18 protein-coding genes are annotated in these 15,003 nt (G+C 45.4%); all 18 read right to left on the minus strand.

What is annotated here, in order from left to right:
• Positions 1–242 precede the first annotated feature (242 nt).
• Positions 243–2,483, minus strand: a complete 2,241-nt coding sequence (locus RS881_RS21735; RefSeq protein WP_315823002.1) for a coiled-coil domain-containing protein — start codon at positions 2,481–2,483, stop codon at positions 243–245.
• Positions 2,484–2,579: 96 nt separating this feature from the next.
• Complete coding sequence (locus RS881_RS21740) at positions 2,580–3,743, minus strand: coiled-coil domain-containing protein (protein ID WP_315823003.1); 1,164 nt, start codon at positions 3,741–3,743, stop codon at positions 2,580–2,582.
• A 196-nt stretch (positions 3,744–3,939) separates the two neighbouring features.
• Positions 3,940–4,440: a hypothetical protein gene (locus tag RS881_RS21745; RefSeq protein ID WP_315823004.1), complete on the minus strand. Its 501-nt coding sequence runs from the start codon at positions 4,438–4,440 to the stop codon at positions 3,940–3,942.
• A gap of 108 nt (positions 4,441–4,548) precedes the next feature.
• Complete coding sequence (locus RS881_RS21750; RefSeq protein WP_315823005.1) at positions 4,549–4,980, minus strand: hypothetical protein; 432 nt, start codon at positions 4,978–4,980, stop codon at positions 4,549–4,551.
• A gap of 453 nt (positions 4,981–5,433) precedes the next feature.
• Complete coding sequence (locus RS881_RS21755) at positions 5,434–6,408, minus strand: cupredoxin domain-containing protein (protein ID WP_315823006.1); 975 nt, start codon at positions 6,406–6,408, stop codon at positions 5,434–5,436.
• Between the two features lie 17 nt (positions 6,409–6,425).
• Positions 6,426–6,794, minus strand: a complete 369-nt coding sequence (locus RS881_RS21760; RefSeq protein ID WP_315823007.1) for a hypothetical protein — start codon at positions 6,792–6,794, stop codon at positions 6,426–6,428.
• A gap of 159 nt (positions 6,795–6,953) precedes the next feature.
• Positions 6,954–7,424, minus strand: coding sequence for a hypothetical protein (locus RS881_RS21765; protein ID WP_315823008.1), 471 nt, complete (start codon positions 7,422–7,424; stop codon positions 6,954–6,956).
• Positions 7,425–7,493: 69 nt separating this feature from the next.
• Positions 7,494–7,925 (minus strand): hypothetical protein, encoded by a 432-nt coding sequence (locus tag RS881_RS21770; protein WP_315823009.1) that lies wholly within the window; start codon positions 7,923–7,925, stop codon positions 7,494–7,496.
• Between the two features lie 88 nt (positions 7,926–8,013).
• On the minus strand, positions 8,014–8,715 hold the full coding sequence (locus RS881_RS21775; protein ID WP_315823010.1) for a hypothetical protein: 702 nt from the start codon (positions 8,713–8,715) through the stop codon (positions 8,014–8,016).
• 142 nt (positions 8,716–8,857) lie between these two features.
• On the minus strand, positions 8,858–9,013 hold the full coding sequence (locus tag RS881_RS21780; protein WP_315823011.1) for a hypothetical protein: 156 nt from the start codon (positions 9,011–9,013) through the stop codon (positions 8,858–8,860).
• A 64-nt stretch (positions 9,014–9,077) separates the two neighbouring features.
• Positions 9,078–10,271: an ATP-dependent Clp protease proteolytic subunit gene (locus tag RS881_RS21785; protein ID WP_315823012.1), complete on the minus strand. Its 1,194-nt coding sequence runs from the start codon at positions 10,269–10,271 to the stop codon at positions 9,078–9,080.
• A 799-nt stretch (positions 10,272–11,070) separates the two neighbouring features.
• A complete protein-coding gene (locus RS881_RS21790) occupies positions 11,071–11,286 on the minus strand; it encodes a hypothetical protein (RefSeq protein WP_315823013.1) in 216 nt (71 codons plus the stop codon).
• The gene (locus RS881_RS21795) at positions 11,283–11,594 is read right to left on the minus strand and encodes a hypothetical protein (protein ID WP_315823014.1); all 312 of its coding nucleotides are present in this window, start codon (positions 11,592–11,594) and stop codon (positions 11,283–11,285) included. The genes RS881_RS21790 and RS881_RS21795 overlap by 4 nt, the downstream gene beginning before the upstream one ends.
• A gap of 8 nt (positions 11,595–11,602) precedes the next feature.
• Complete coding sequence (locus RS881_RS21800) at positions 11,603–12,328, minus strand: phage portal protein family protein (RefSeq protein WP_425476387.1); 726 nt, start codon at positions 12,326–12,328, stop codon at positions 11,603–11,605.
• Between the two features lie 133 nt (positions 12,329–12,461).
• Positions 12,462–12,728 carry a phage portal protein family protein gene (locus RS881_RS21805; RefSeq protein WP_315823016.1) on the minus strand — a complete coding sequence of 89 codons (267 nt, stop codon included), beginning with the start codon at positions 12,726–12,728 and terminating at the stop codon, positions 12,462–12,464.
• Positions 12,729–12,935: 207 nt separating this feature from the next.
• The gene (locus tag RS881_RS21810) at positions 12,936–13,253 is read right to left on the minus strand and encodes a hypothetical protein (RefSeq protein ID WP_315823017.1); all 318 of its coding nucleotides are present in this window, start codon (positions 13,251–13,253) and stop codon (positions 12,936–12,938) included.
• Between the two features lie 612 nt (positions 13,254–13,865).
• Positions 13,866–14,444 carry a hypothetical protein gene (locus tag RS881_RS21815; RefSeq protein WP_315823018.1) on the minus strand — a complete coding sequence of 193 codons (579 nt, stop codon included), beginning with the start codon at positions 14,442–14,444 and terminating at the stop codon, positions 13,866–13,868.
• Positions 14,445–14,527: 83 nt separating this feature from the next.
• The gene (locus RS881_RS21820) at positions 14,528–14,998 is read right to left on the minus strand and encodes a hypothetical protein (RefSeq protein WP_315823019.1); all 471 of its coding nucleotides are present in this window, start codon (positions 14,996–14,998) and stop codon (positions 14,528–14,530) included.
• Between the last annotated feature and the right edge of the window lie 5 nt (positions 14,999–15,003).

A 15,003-nucleotide genomic window follows, 5' to 3' on the forward strand; every position in this document is an offset into this window, starting at 1 on the left:
ATTTCCTGACCTCAAAACCAACAGGTTGCTCAACTCCGCGTCGTTGGTATAGTATATTTCGAATTATTGCTGCTCCATCTCCAAAAAACCGCAGAGGAACAACAAAGGACCTATTGAGCCCATAATATTTTGTACTCCGACCGAAAGACACCTTGCTATCGAGCCATCCATCTGGGTCGTCTTGCAGGAAATGAAAGCCTCCCAGTTGAATTCTACCGGCAGCATCCTGGTAATAGTATTGCTTAGTAATCAGCTCTACCAGGGAATACATGAATATTTTCCGTGCTCCGAATCCCATTAGTCAAACACATTTTTTTGATGTGCGCATGCCACACAGACATGTCATAAATATTTACTATTGGCGCCTTTGCTTTAGCCTGGTTCTTCTTCATCTCTCCTGCCAACCAGATCACAGCATCCTTTACCGCATCCAGCTTTTTATTGGTTGAATCATCTGGTTGTCCGGATATCATCATAGCAGTATTTCGCATCATGCTACGATACATTGATTCGTTAAGTTCATCATGGGGCACGATCTTCGTTCCTCGCTCTAACCAGGTAATGGTTGCCTGATTGGGAGTCATAGAAACCTTACCACCTGGGTCAATCCTCATTTCCGATCCTTCCTCACCAACAACAGCCCAACCTTCGGGTGAACTATCTGTACCCTTAGCGAACTTTGGGAGGGGTGTGGCGATGGCCTTAGCCAGTTGAGCAGCACCAAGTGTCCCAACCGAAATTGCAAGAGGAATTCTTATGAAACCGGGAACTGTTTTATCAGCCAGCATGGTGACAACTGCCAGGGCAGTGGAGGTGATAATATTTGCAATATTTGCTGCTTTGTCAAACCTGGCCTTCTCAATCTCCGCCCTGCGTCGGCGCCGGTCTATTTCTTGTTGTTGAGATTCTGCTTGGGCGTTAATTACAGCGATCTTGGCTGCCTTATCCTGTTCACTCAAAGAAGACTTAGTAATCCGATCAATTTCAGCATTTTTCAACTTTTCATTGGCAGCGGTCAGTTCATCCAATTGAGCTAATTCCCTATCAAAGTGAATAGACCTCAATTCACCAACACTGGATATGATATTAAGGGAGGCGGCAGACCACCCCTGAAGTTTTGCAATCCGCTCTTGCCAACTGGTATTTTCCTCACCCTGATCCTTTTCTCTCTGTGCCTTATTCAATTCATAAACAGCCTTAGAATGTGCAGCTTCAACCTCAGCCCTCTCCTTCGTGCCCTCCTTTGTCGCAATCAGAAGGCCTGTTTGGCGATTCACTTCATTCATTAAAGACCGGATGCGGGAGTCGTACTCCAACTCGCGCTGTATCTTCTCATATTGAGTGGTACTGATTTGCCTTTGCCGGAAGGACTGCTCAATAGCTGTTAATGATTTATAGTTGGCAGCCTGGATAATATATTCACGGCGGTCATAGGAGCTTTGGAAAACCTCCATGGCCTTTTCATTACCCGCCCTATATATCTCAGTCTGTTTGTCTGTATAGTCCCTGGTGAGCTGATTGATTGCTTCTGCAGCCCGTGCATGGATAGTGACCCTTTCTTCCTCAATCAATCCGTCTGCTGCTAAGTCCTTTTTCATCTCGGCCTCAATAACCTGGCGCCGCTTTTCATAGGCCTTGTAGGCAGCATCCAGGCGCACCTCATATCCCTTCTTTTCGTTATCGGCTATCTTATCCGCAACAGCCGCTTCGCCCTCCATCGCTGTTTTTGCGATCTCGAATTGAGCAGCTCTACGGCGCTTCTGATGTTCTCGATCCAAGGCTTCAACCTGCTTTTGTCCTTCCAACCTTGCCTGCCGAATAGCCGCTTGTGCCTGTCTTTCGATAAACTCTCTTCGCTTTGGCTCATTCTTAAGGTTGGGATCAAGAAGCTGCTTTTGAAGATCTTTTCGGACAATCTCTTGTTGCAGGGTAGCAAAACGTCGGGTAGCAGCAATACGTTCTTCAAATGTTTTACGTTCATTGCTGGCGATCTCGGATTGCGCCTTTGCCCGTTCCGTAAGAGCAACTTTCTCTATCTCAATGGATTGCTCAGTAATTTTGACCTCCTCTTCCTTTGTAGCTCTTACATCCTCCAATTCGGCAGCATTTAGCTGGTTCATGAGGTTCAGGTATTGCGAGTTAGCCGCTTCTTTCAACTCTCTAGCCTTGGCCTCCTCTTCTTTTTCTTCATCACTCAGGCGGCGCCTGGGACCGCGAGCTTTCAGTAGGTTTGAAAGGTTACGCTGGTTCATCTCATCCTCCTGCTTCGCCTGCTCCAACTGTAACTTCAGGTTTTCAAGCTTAGCTGCACGCATATCCTTTTCAGCGGCAAACTGCGATTTCAAGGTGTTGAGGGTTTTGTCCCCTTCTGCTTGTAGTCCAGTAAGTATAGATTCTCGTCTCTTTGCGCTAGCTTCCAAAGCCTCATTGAATTCCTTCTGAGATTTAGTAGCATGATCGCTGGCTGATGTAAAGGAGGACAAAGTCAATGTTAGCAGAGCCAGTCCCCGATCAGTAACATGATCGGATTCGCCATCATCACTGCATTCAAGGCCTTTTGGGCAGCGATGGCAGCATACTTAACTATTATATTTTTGATTCTGCATAAGTCTGCAGATTGGTATGAAGTAGTTGTACCTTTTGCAGTCCAATAGAAATAGCAATCCGAAGGGAGGATTCCTTTTGAGCGTATTGTTAAGAGCTTCCAGGCTAGTTAGGATAGCAAGAACGGCCTGCAGCTTAACCATGGTCTTTTGCAACTGTTCGTTTTCCTCGCCGAAAAGGGCTGTGGCTCCTTCAGCTATACCATATACCGCAGTAAGAGTTTGAGCGGCCTCTATGGCTGCAGTTAGCGCTAATTCCCCTGATCCACGATTGGCCATTTCCTCCTTGAAATCTTTCAACTCGTCCTTTGCTTGGGCAATATGTACAAAAAGCTCGCGATACATTTCTGTATCTTCTTTGCCGGCAGCCTTCAGGGCCAGCAACGCCTTTTCGTTTTCCTTCAACTCAGCAGCGAGAGCAGAGAACCCAACAGTTTGATTGTTGACCAGTTGCTGCAAAAGCTCTTGTTCGTTCCGCAACTCCTCCAACACATCAGCATTCTGATTGCCGCTTTTGGTATAGTCCTCGATTTTCTTCTTCACATCACCCAATTCCTTTTCAAGTATCTTCAGTGCATTGGTATAATTACCGACATTGCGGTGGTGCTGGTTGACGGCAGCATCAATTTTTTTAAGTTGTTCTCCTAACTCAAAAGCACGGTGCGCGGCAATCTGAGCTTCCTTGCTACCGGCTCCTTGGGCTGCTAGTAAATTCTTAGCCTCACGCTGAGCCTTATTGTACTCTATCTCCAGGCGCTTATAGGCATCGATCAACCCAAGTGTTTCCTGGGCAGAAAGCTTGTTTGCCCTATTTACTAGTGTCTGCTGTTCCTTGATCTCAGCCAGGGACCTAGCCTCAGCGGAGTAGGAATTAATTAGCTTTTCCTCAGCCCGTTCCAATTCACTTTTTGCCTTCTGCGTCTTTTTTGTATTGTCTATAAGCTTTTCTTGCTCTGCCAGTACCTCCGCAATTGCCTTACGTAAGTCCTTCATACTAATAGATGGATTCTTCAAAGCATCAGCATTCCCGGCATTCTTGATAGAAAAGCCCAGGTCACCCAGCATCTTTTTCAACTCGTCATATTCCGACTTGACTGATGGGATGTCGATTATTGAATCTATCCGCCCTTTACCTGGCATTATTTTTTATTTTTCTTTTGAGCGATCAGGTAGCGTTGATAGTCCATGATCATTGCAATGAAACGGGCAACAGTTGTTTCCCTGGAATTGATATGATACTTCATATACTTCTCGATTTGTACGATTAAAGACTGGAAGCTTTCGCGGCTGGTGGTTCCTCCAGACAGTTGAGTTTGTTTTATTGCGGTTAAGGCATTCACCTCAAACTCAACCTCCCCTGCCACCGCTTTATTCTCCCCGCTATCCGTTTATACCAAGAGGCTTCCAGTGTATCACCTTCAGGCTTCCGCCCATCAGCGGCGCCAACATGAATTAACATGCTATACATTTCAGGATCAACTGTTTCACCAAGTTTTTCAGTAGTGGCAATAAGTTCAAGAATTGCCGTTGTTTTGGTTATCTTAAATTCGAGCAGGGATATTTTCCGTATATAGTTGGTGATAGCTACCTCGGTATCGCCCATGACAGCATCGGCATAATCCTGATAAATTGTAGCCCATATTGCTGCAAGCTTTTCCTTGGAGGGTTTCCCCTCAAGGATTAAAGCTGTAAAGTCACCATCACAGAGGCAGGTCTCAAACCGGTCAAGTGGGCAATCGTGAATGCTCTGAATACACTTCCCGAAAAGGGATACCGATTGATTGGAGATATTCGACTGTCCCGAATGTCCATTCCCCCGCCTCCTGGTAAACCGCAACCAAGACCAGGTTCTCTTTTGCATACTTGATAGCAGCGACGATATTGTCCCTTCGTTGGTGTTGTTGGATATTGTATGTGCTTCCGCAGGTATCACACTTCATCGTATTTAGGTTGAAAATGAAAGCCCAGAAACATCGGAAATCTTATTGGCCAACACGCCGTTAAATACTGGCTTAAACTTCTCCATGAACTCCTCATTTAGGCTGTAGATTTCCAGGGTATACTTCTTCTCGATGTACTCTGCATAGCTGACCGGACTGCTGATCTCATACTCTTGGCCAGTCCTTGAGGCGGTAAGTCCCTCATGGTAATCACCTTTATCTCGTAAAGTGACCCTATCTGTTGGCTGCCCCTTCTTTTTCTTGATCGATACGGTAGATGGCCTATATGGCGGTTTTATCCTTTTGCCATCGTTTAGTTCACCGGCATACATCTGCTCTGCATTGAAATCGGCAAATTGCTCTGCAGTCTCATCGAAGGTCTCTTCAATGAGCAGGTCAAGGTTTACCTTTTCCCAGCCTTCCAGTGCATCGTCCACCGTTGTCATTGAGAATGTATTATTCGTTCCCCTGGCCAGATCACCATACCATCCCCTCCGCCTCCTTTTCTGAAACCAGTTCGCCAATTATGGTACAGAACCCAATCCCGTTCTTCTGGCAAATCTTCTGAGCAAGTTGCTCAGTTCTTGCATGGATATAAGGACCAATCCAGTTGACCAGTTGGCCCGTCATTGGGTTAATTGCTTGTATGGCGGTTACGTAGTATGGCATAATTAAAAACGGCAGGTATTATTCATCCCGCCGTTCTGTTATTTGATCGGGACCAGAGCCCGTGATTAGCTTGAATATCTTTTTTAGAACCTTTCGCTTTTCAGATTTACTGAGTCGGGTGTAATGGTTCTCGTGCATTTGATGATCAATGAATTCTTTTTCCGTCATCCTTTTGACGACCTCATCATTAAACCCGACACTATCGAAGAAAAAGGTGCCCATTACGGTGCGGTATTGCTGGCTATATCCACAGTGTTACTCTCGAAACCTTCCAGGCCATTAGCGGCCAATACCAGCGGGGCTGCCAGGCCGAAGGTGATGTTGCCAGGAATGTCAGGATAATCAGGATCAGCAGTACTCAAAGCAAGCGTAAAATAACCTGGTGTGCCTGGAACGTAGGTGGAGGACGTTACAGTAATCGCACCACCGGTCGCCTTGTTCTTTGGCGCCCAGTTAGCAATAGTCTCAAGCTCTGTTTCGTACCTGCCTCCCATATCTTCCCCGCCATCTTTCAGTTTCACAGCAACATTGTAGGAGCCAGAGGTTACGTTGACACTGGGGCTGGAAAGCACAACATCCTTCAACCCAAATACTGTGGATTGAACGTCGAAGTCAGCCTTTACGTAGCCCAGTAATTCATTGATATACTTGGGCAGGAATGTGAATTGAAGGCTGTATTCAGCAACCTTACTACCATCATTTGATTTCCAGGGATGAGCCCAGAAGAAGCCACCATCGGAAGGAATCGCCATCAGGGCGTCGTTTTCTTCATCTGATACACCCAGAATGAAGTTCTGGCTATCTACAAAATAAAAGTCGTAAGAGGTGGAGGCTGCATTCAGTAGGCGCAGGCGTTTAAGCAGATCAATGCCCCCTGCAATAAACTGGAAGGTCCAGTCTGAAACTCCTTCACGAACAACGACTTTTTGACCGGTAGGGAAGGTCTGGATGACTGGGGCTTCACTGTTATCCGCCAATGGCCTGAAGTCGTACACAGGATACAGCCTTGAAGACTTCTGAGCAGCTTGGGCAGCATTGATCAAAGCAGTCTTGAAAGCCGCCAAACTGGCCGTAGTAGCCTTGAACCCTTTTGGGGTGAGGATGGCACCAACAATATTCTTAAAGTTAACCGGGCACGCACCTATACCAGTGTTGGCACTGATGGTTAAGCAGGAAAACTGATTTAAAGCTGACATTATTTGCTGTTTAAAAATTAACAATCATTGATATCGTACAGCAGGCTAAAGCCAATACTGAACACATGAATGGGGTGTAAATCCCGGAAAGTCACTTGGTCCTTTTTCAGATACCCATCAAACCGGCTAAACACATTTTTAAACCCGGTCTTGAAGGTGTTCATTGTGAAGTTGAATCGTGGCGTAGCACATAATTGCTCAACATCACGCCTGATCTCTTCATCCCCTCTGTGCTGGAGGGTAGGCTTGAGCAATGGAACACTGACCACAAAAACCATATCTACCTTAGCCAAAGAGGATCCTTTATCATACTTGGTCTCATCATACATATCAAAAAAGCTCATGGCTTTACTGGTAGTATCGTCAAACCAGGCTTCTTTATACACAGTATTGTTCGTCTGCTCTGAACTGACAAAGACCTCCGGAATGTAGCCGGCATCTACCTGGTTTCGGTAACAGCGGCCATAGCTATCATAAGTACTGTCATCAACCGGCCATCGTTTTTCAATAGTGGGTATAGGTATTCCTGAAACCCCTGGATCTGCTTATCGATCCCTACCGGTGATGTTTTTATGTGCAGCATTATTCCCCGCCATCGCCGCCTGCATCGGCTGGTTCAGCCTTCTTAGTCTTGTTTCCTTTGGGACCTTTTTGGGTCTTGGCAGTTTCCCCGCCATCGCCGCCTGCATCGGCTGAATACTCATATTCCAGCACTTCGTCCCTGGAAAGAGTTTCAACGATTTCGGCTTCGGGGTTTCGACTGACACGCTTTTGAAGAACTTCCGTTCGCCTACAACCCGGGCAACTTTCATTTCTGAACGCAGGAATCCATACTTCCTGGTTTGTTTCTTTCCTTTTTGCTTGCCAAGCTCGTCGATGATTGGTTCAGCATATTCATGACACGAGAAATAATGCTCTCCTTCTGCAGTGAAGTGTACTTCTTCAATATGAGAGTACTTTCGCAAAGTATTCTTAAGGTCTTTTAAAGCCTGTTCGGATTTCTTATTGATTCCCATAACAAAATTTTGTTGTTGATTATTCAGGGTAGGATTATCGGTTTATGGATCATGCGGTATTTGAAAAAGCTATTGTACTACCCGTGAGACTTCGACCCACTTTGATCCATCAAATACCAGGTTAAGGACCGCTCTCAAGCCTGATGATAGAGTCGCTGTGCCAGCTGATATCCAATTCGATCCTTTAAAAGTTACTTTCGTACCACTGGCGCCAGATGCAATGATTTGGATTTGATCACCTGCATAACAGTTAAGAGTACTGGTGACATTGAAGCCCAGTGAGTCAGTGAGGGTTACCCGATAGATGGTCTTGTATGCGTTGGGCACGATCTTGAAAGTATCGTTGCCTGTAGCATCTGTTTTAGCCGCAAACTTGTAGGTCAGGGATCGACCAGTATTGTCGTTATTCGGAGTTATACCGAAACGTGGCGTTGTGCTCTGTGCAACGGTAGACAGTACCATTACGAAAGAAAATGCCAGAATGGCGAAAAGCTTTTTCATTGATTGTTCCTTTTGATGTATGAATTATCTTTGAAATTGAATACCTTATGAAAAGGCCCGGCGCTTGACCGGGCGCTTTATTTTTCGTTTACGCAACCTGTGAGGTGTACATTACCAGCTCTTGAGTCCAACCGATTTGTACGTCGGTCTTGAACAGGCCCTTGATGAACCACATCTCAGCATTGTTCTGGAGCTTTTGCATTTGCAGCTCATTATCTTCCTGGCTGTTGATACCCATCCAAAGGTTGGATCCTGTATCAGGAACACCCATACCCCAGAAATAGGTATTCTCCGGCATGCCTGCCAAGGGTACCACATCATAGCCGTTGTACCGGTTGATGCCCTTTTCGGTTGTATCCTGGTTCTTGAAGGTGGTCTTCAGCTGCATAGTATTTTCATACTTCTGCTGATCAGGGATACTGATAAACAGCTTAAGCCCGAGAGGACCATATTTGCCGATTAATGCAGGAGGTACCAGTTGGTATCCACGTTGGAATTCATCGATTATGTTGCCAGACGCACCACCAGTTAATGCAACTGGAGAGCTCACATCAATCGTGTTGGGATCATCCAGGGCTTTCTTAACAATGCCATCCCAATAAAAGTAAATGGCATCATTGGCCGCGCCACCCTTGGTGGTAGGATCTACCGCATCCCCTTCAAGGTCGTATTGCTTACGGCTTTTCCAGATTCCGTTCTCGAAGAACTCATTCAGGCGCTTCATGACCATGATGGTCACATATTCATTGGCAGTTGGCGGCATTTCCGCATCCAGCAAAGCTGGATTCATCTGCACCGCATACCAATGCTGCTCAAAATCCCGGGGTTAAATTCCAGATAAAGCATGTGATCGTTTGGCTCCAACGCACGTGCGTCAACGGTAATTTGGCCGCTGGACGTAGGCACTGCAGCACGACGCTGCATGATGTTGGTCACATCCAAACGAGGGATGGTCCTTTTCTTTTGATGCCATCCTCCACGTAGATGCAGCCTTTTTCAATGGTATCTGCACCAACCACCGCTTTGGTGATCATGTAGCTGGCCGCTTCGCCGGCATACGTGGTGTCTGTTATATTTAAAGCTTCCATTTGACTATGCTGGTTTAATAATTACTAAATAATTTAGCATTCAATTTCAAAAAAAGGACGGGCCTTATATCTTGCCGCCCAGTTTCTTAAGTACCCCTGCCATGGTATTTGCCACTTGGGAACCTTCGCGTTTTGTGATTGAGGTGGATTGCACTTCAATTTTGGCAGCTACCTTATTGATTGGTAAGCCCTCAATCATAGCCTTTACGCCATCGTGATCTTCCTTGGCCTTGTTCACCCAGCTGGTGATAATGGTGGGATCATTCTTAATACGACCGGTTGTAACAAAGCCATTGATCAGGTTCTTGGCTTTTTCCTCTTTCTCTTTTTCCTCTTCCTGCTCCTCTGCCTCTGCCTTAGCCTTGGCTTTTTTTTTCTTCATCTCTTCAAGCTCATTTTTAGCCTTCTCGAGTTCTTCTTCAAGGGCTTTGCATTCCTCCTCCTTCTTCTCCATATTCGTCTTGCGATTTTGGATATCAGTGAGGTGGGTCTTGATCTCTGCCTTGAGACCATTATTGGCTTCTTCCATTTTATTGATGGCCTCGATTACACTGTCTTCGGATGCGTCCGAAACCAGGTTAAGGCGGTTTGCGATCTTCTTCATTGATTGACTGTTTAAAGAATTATTGTTAGGTGATAACAGACTGTTGGTGATGGTGGCTGCTTCCTTCCAAAAAGCTCGGGCATCGTTGATTATGCCGATACTGCGTTTCTTATTTATTTCGCCACTATGCTGGATTTCATCGCAGAATCCGATTTCCTTTGCCTCCTCTGCTCCTATCCAGGTAGTTTTATTCATGATACTCAGGATTTCTTCCACAGATTTCCCGCAACGACTGCTAACCATTTTGGCGATGCTATCTCGAATTGCAGCCAGCCCTTTGTCATCGTCACCCCCATAGGGATTGTGATACATTAATTGGCTGTAATCTGCCATAACTCGCTTGCGGCCGGCCACAAATAATACCCCAGCGATACTGGCGGCAATACCAGTACAATAGGTATCAACAGGAGTCTTGCTTTTCAGCATTGCATTGTGGATGTTGTATCCATCAGCAACAACGCCACCTGGACTGTTAATCCATATTTCAATCCTCTTTTTACCCATACCATCGAGCGCCAGCAATTCCTTCTGGAAAAGATCTCCCATGATACCATAACCATCGGTTTCATCAAAGCCGATATGTTTGTCAATGAGCATTATGGGCTCATCAGCATCTATATCAACTGTGTACAAAAACGAAATGGTGGGATTCATGCTGACATAAAAGTATAAATGTCAGCAATCAGGGAAGGAGAAGTAAGTTAGATGTGAGTTACAAATATTTATTAGTTAGGGGCCAGAACACGAATATTACTTCATTCGTTGATCAATATATTCGATAAGGTTTCTATAACAACAGAAAACTAATATGGGCATTAATATCCATATAAATACTTTCCAGGAACCGTTATGGCCAATTAAACAAAAAGTCAAAATGTAAAATATTAAGGCCAGGACTATTGCAGCAAATAGCTGGCGTAACATTCCCTTACCATAATACAGGTAAGTGGCGAAGACAATAACACCCGTAATCATCATGCATATATGGATCAATCCCATATATTAATAGCTTTTATTTCCCTGATAATCTATAAGGTTACGATTACTTAAAATCAATTCCGTTTTTTTCCACTTTGTCCCAATAACCAGCACCGAAGGTTATTTCCATGGTAGATGTCCAATTGGAGGGGCCAGCCATCTATCACCATTATGGAGTCCGCCTACTGAAGCGAGAGAGCTGCCGCCCCCTTCCTCCATTTTCCAGTAAATAATATAGACTCCGTAATCTAAAGTGTTTGCTTCCTGAAGTGTCATGGTGATTGAATAGCTTGAAAGAATAAACGTTTCTGCCTGGCTGCCTCAGTAATCAGGCGTAGGTGAAAAGGGCAGTATTGTGCTGCCTCATCCATAACCTGGTTCACCCAAAGAATTACATCCTCTGGTGTTTCAGCCCAGCGGATGTGCTCGACAATTTCCTCAAAGGAGTAAATAGGCATACTGCTAAGGTAAGTTATCAATAGCTGTTTTTCGAAGGATTTTCAGCCAGCTTCAAGAATCTTTCGCGCTCTATGGCCGGCATCGAGTCAAAGTGCTTTTTCACAATATCAGCCATGACACTACTTGAGCTGGTAGCATTATAAGCCACATAACCCCGGAAATACCTGTCATACAGTGGTGGCAGGTAGGTTATGTGCCCACGCTCTCTTGTTTGTGATTTAGTATCGCTCATTGCGGATTCATTACGTCTTCACGAGATACCGGCCACCGCTCCGGTAGGATCGGGTCAGTTTGGAACCGGCTTCCCTTTTCTATATCAATACCGTTAAAGGCCATCTCTTCTCCCTCCAACATGGGGCGGCCATTTAGTACTTCCAGACCCATCTTGAACCAACTGTAATATGGTTCCTTTAGGTGTATGGCTTTTAGAGCAATGCACCGTTGTTGGTAGAAAATTATGCAGGAGGCTACCTGGTCAATGGCCTTGCAACCAGTTGGCCTGAAATCTTTCGTAATGTCGTATGGTCGCTTGGTACTCATAGTTTTAATTATTGGTTCTCTATTGGAGGGATGCCCTCTTGTTGTTGAGGAATAACCAGCTTAATTCCTGTTCGTTCTTCAAAGTACTTTGGATCCATCTGTAAGCCGGCATTCTTCATGGCAACAGCGATATCTGTGGTCAGCTTATTACTGGTATCCTCCCGGCGGCGAAACTCCTCCTTCTCGGAGTCATTAACGAATTCAAAGTGGAAGTTAAGGGGTATATCGAACCCGTGTTTCCGCATCCTGGGTATAAGCTTGCTATTGACAACATTTTGAATAAACACCCCATCTTTTACCTGTTTATCCCGCATAGCGGCCGATGCTGGCGACTCTTCACCCTGGCCAGCCCCTAACTTACCCGGTATTGAATCAAGGGCATCGGCATGCCCCAAAATGATTTTGCTGATTTTTTTCTCACATCTTTGTTCAAAATTCTCATAGGATTGCCAACCAGTACCAGCATTTGAGGATTCGATCAATTCGACTTCATCCTGGCCTTCATCAAGCAGAATATATGCTGATGAACCAAAAGCTGCCAATGCCTGTTCGAATGCCCCTCGCTCCTCCTCATCAGTTTTTGTTGTTCGGCCCTTCCGAATTGGCTGTCCAAATATTTCAATGAAGTCGGCATTGTATCCCATGTTGTTGCGCAGGAATATCTCGTAGTAGGCCACGTTGTATAGGTATCCGTACCCGCATTTACTTGCTCCAATATCCGAAGGGGTTGGCACCCATACATGCCAATCAGCGTAAGGCTCATCCAAGAACTTCGCACCAGCCGTTGAGTATACGAATGTCGAAACAATTAACCGGTCTGGTGAAACATTCTGGCGGGGATAATCCCTATATTAGGATAGGTATTATTCACAACGTCCCCAGGTCAATGAGGCTATACCCAAATTGGGGAGACTGTAAGGAATACTTCATAAAATCATCAAACCACGCGGCACTATTCTCCTCCTGACCACTGGTATTGGTGGTTACATTTCGGAACAGCTTCTTAAGATCATCGTTTGCGATACCCTTATCGTCACAAATTTTGAAATCACGCAGGAGGGTCATGTCATACCGGCGTTCAAGACAGGCCAATACATGGCCATTAAGAATTGTATCCTGGAACAGCCGCTGCATTCTTACTCTGTGGGGTACCATTGTTGCTCCGCCTCTGAAATCGCATCGCGCCAGGTTTTGATATCCTGGCGAATCCGCTGAAACTGTACCTTGGAAATATAGTTCCGTAAGTCCTTTTGTGCGGCCTGTTTAACCAAAGATCCCTTTTGCACGACAGTCGGATCCGTGACAGGGAAGTAGTAGCTTTTATGGATTTGAGTGCGTTGCTCATGGGAATAAATGCTTGTTTTCATCCTTATACATAAACACGGAATGCTCTGGGTTCGTTTGATTCCATAGACAGAGGTGGTCCACTGAAATGATATGCAAATTCTTGATCAGCTCCCACTTACTCAGTATTACTACTTCGTCCAGCTTGCTATCGACCACATGGAGCAAATCCGTTTCAAGGTTTTGTACGACCAATATACAATGAGCCATGCCAGACGGTCGGAGAAAGGACACGAAGAAAGGTCTGAAGAAGTTCTTTTTCTCGAGCTCACTTACCAGGTCCCACTTAATGCCAAACACAACTTCATCTACCAACCGGTTTTCTTGTAAGGTTAAGTTAGATGGGATACAGAAAAGTGGCTCGATGTACATATCTGGTCGGTACCTGTCCATTTTTCTATTCATACCAGCCAGAGTTTCCCCAACTTTGAGATCCTCGACGCCTTCTATGAACCGCCCATCATTGAATAGGTTGGCCTTAGAGTAGCTAGCACATCCGGACAATGTATGCTGCCGAAACGGTACTTTGATCGATATGGCTTCCGTGGTTGTCATTACTTATCCCTCAATGTTTGAAAACTTGTTGACGCCGATCTTGAAATACTCGGCATACTCTATCTCCCTAGCGCCGGAACCACCTTCCTCTTTGATTTTGGCGGCCATGGCCTTCCAATATGTATATCGCTCCAAACAGTCAGCAAGAAACCGGTCCTCACTGTCTGACTTGATGATAGTTGCTTTATTCTTTATTCCTGCTACTCGTGCCATTATCTACAAAATAGATTATGAAAAGTATTTTTAGTTTGGTTAACCAGGTACCCCGTAAAGCTTTTGCAAGTAACTTGTCGGTTTCATGTGCTCTTGCCTCTTGCTCAGTACCAGGCTTTATGGGTTTAGGAGGGGCATATCGTCCAGGTAATCGTCCCATTATAAAACCTCAACAAAGTCTGGATTAACATTGACGGCCTCTATAATTGTAAGACCTCGAATTTTCCACTTACCATTCTGATCTGGTGGGGCACTACAAAAGTATCGCTCTATCATCCATTCATAGGCTGCACGAGCAATCTCAATAGGAAGCACAACCATTGTAAGATTCCACCAACCTCTTGTCCTATGAAAGTCACTCTGTTTTTCTGCAATTATGGACTCTAACCTTTCGAATAGGGCATGGGTCCAGAATACATAATGTTGCCGTTCAGGTTCATACCGGCATTCCACTCGATTATCCATGGCCCATTTTCTTATTGATTCGTGGACCTCATAATCCGGTGATATCTGCAACTCATCTTCACTTGCTGACGGTTTTACCAACTTAGCGAGCATGATTTGCTCGCCAGGCATTCTCCTAAACCCAAATTCGTAGCGCAGGTGGTCGTAAGGGACAACGAATGGCCTTCCAAGCCGCATTAACATTCTATTCATAATCTCTTCCTTGGTTATACCGTACCGTTCTGGTTGCGGTGCAGGAAGATCAATATCTGTAAGCAGGGCTTTATTTCTCATATCAGTAGCTGTTTTGTTGCTTTATGTTGCTTCCCCAACGGATACGGGCCCCTGAGCCGGTTGTTTCTTTGTAAGGTCAGCAGTTATAGTATTCCCCTGGCAGCGTTCTGCAACCAAATGAGAGCAATGTCATAGTTGTGTTTGCGATCCTCTGGTATGTTCTTTGGCGCAATACGGGTGTACATGCGGTATATCATGATATCAAGCATGTAAGCCACCATCTGCTGGTTTCGATTGTCGCCCTTGGTGAAGTAGGTCATGATGACTTGGTAAGCGTTCAATCCGCTGGAGGGAACTGGTACCGGTTGGTCCGTGATCGGCAGGAAGTGTACTACAAATACCTCATTGTTGGCAAACTTATCGCCTGGCTTCAATAGACGGAACTCATTGTCGACTTGATCAAATTCATAGTCTACACCTTCGGTCATAGTGCCAAAGGTCCCACGACGTTCTATACCGAATTTCCAGCCGATCAGCGACCCTGGTTCACCAACTGCAGGTGGATTATAGGAATCTGCACCCACATCCATGTCATCAGTTACCCCAGCTACCAATATAA

Source organism: Paraflavitalea speifideaquila (assembly GCF_032395985.1).
GTDB lineage: Bacteria > Bacteroidota > Bacteroidia > Chitinophagales > Chitinophagaceae > Paraflavitalea > Paraflavitalea speifideaquila.

Coding starts and splice junctions, on each gene's coding strand:
- RS881_RS21740 (WP_315823003.1), bottom strand. CDS start 3,743: ATGCCAGGTAAAGGGCGGATAGATTCAATAATCGACATCCCATCAGTC.
- RS881_RS21755 (WP_315823006.1), bottom strand. CDS start 6,408: ATGTCAGCTTTAAATCAGTTTTCCTGCTTAACCATCAGTGCCAACACT.
- RS881_RS21765 (WP_315823008.1), bottom strand. CDS start 7,424: ATGGGAATCAATAAGAAATCCGAACAGGCTTTAAAAGACCTTAAGAAT.
- RS881_RS21770 (WP_315823009.1), bottom strand. CDS start 7,925: ATGAAAAAGCTTTTCGCCATTCTGGCATTTTCTTTCGTAATGGTACTG.
- RS881_RS21775 (WP_315823010.1), bottom strand. CDS start 8,715: ATGAATCCAGCTTTGCTGGATGCGGAAATGCCGCCAACTGCCAATGAA.
- RS881_RS21780 (WP_315823011.1), bottom strand. CDS start 9,013: ATGGAAGCTTTAAATATAACAGACACCACGTATGCCGGCGAAGCGGCC.
- RS881_RS21785 (WP_315823012.1), bottom strand. CDS start 10,271: ATGAATCCCACCATTTCGTTTTTGTACACAGTTGATATAGATGCTGAT.
- RS881_RS21790 (WP_315823013.1), bottom strand. CDS start 11,286: ATGAGCGATACTAAATCACAAACAAGAGAGCGTGGGCACATAACCTAC.
- RS881_RS21795 (WP_315823014.1), bottom strand. CDS start 11,594: ATGAGTACCAAGCGACCATACGACATTACGAAAGATTTCAGGCCAACT.
- RS881_RS21805 (WP_315823016.1), bottom strand. CDS start 12,728: ATGCAGCGGCTGTTCCAGGATACAATTCTTAATGGCCATGTATTGGCC.
- RS881_RS21815 (WP_315823018.1), bottom strand. CDS start 14,444: ATGAGAAATAAAGCCCTGCTTACAGATATTGATCTTCCTGCACCGCAA.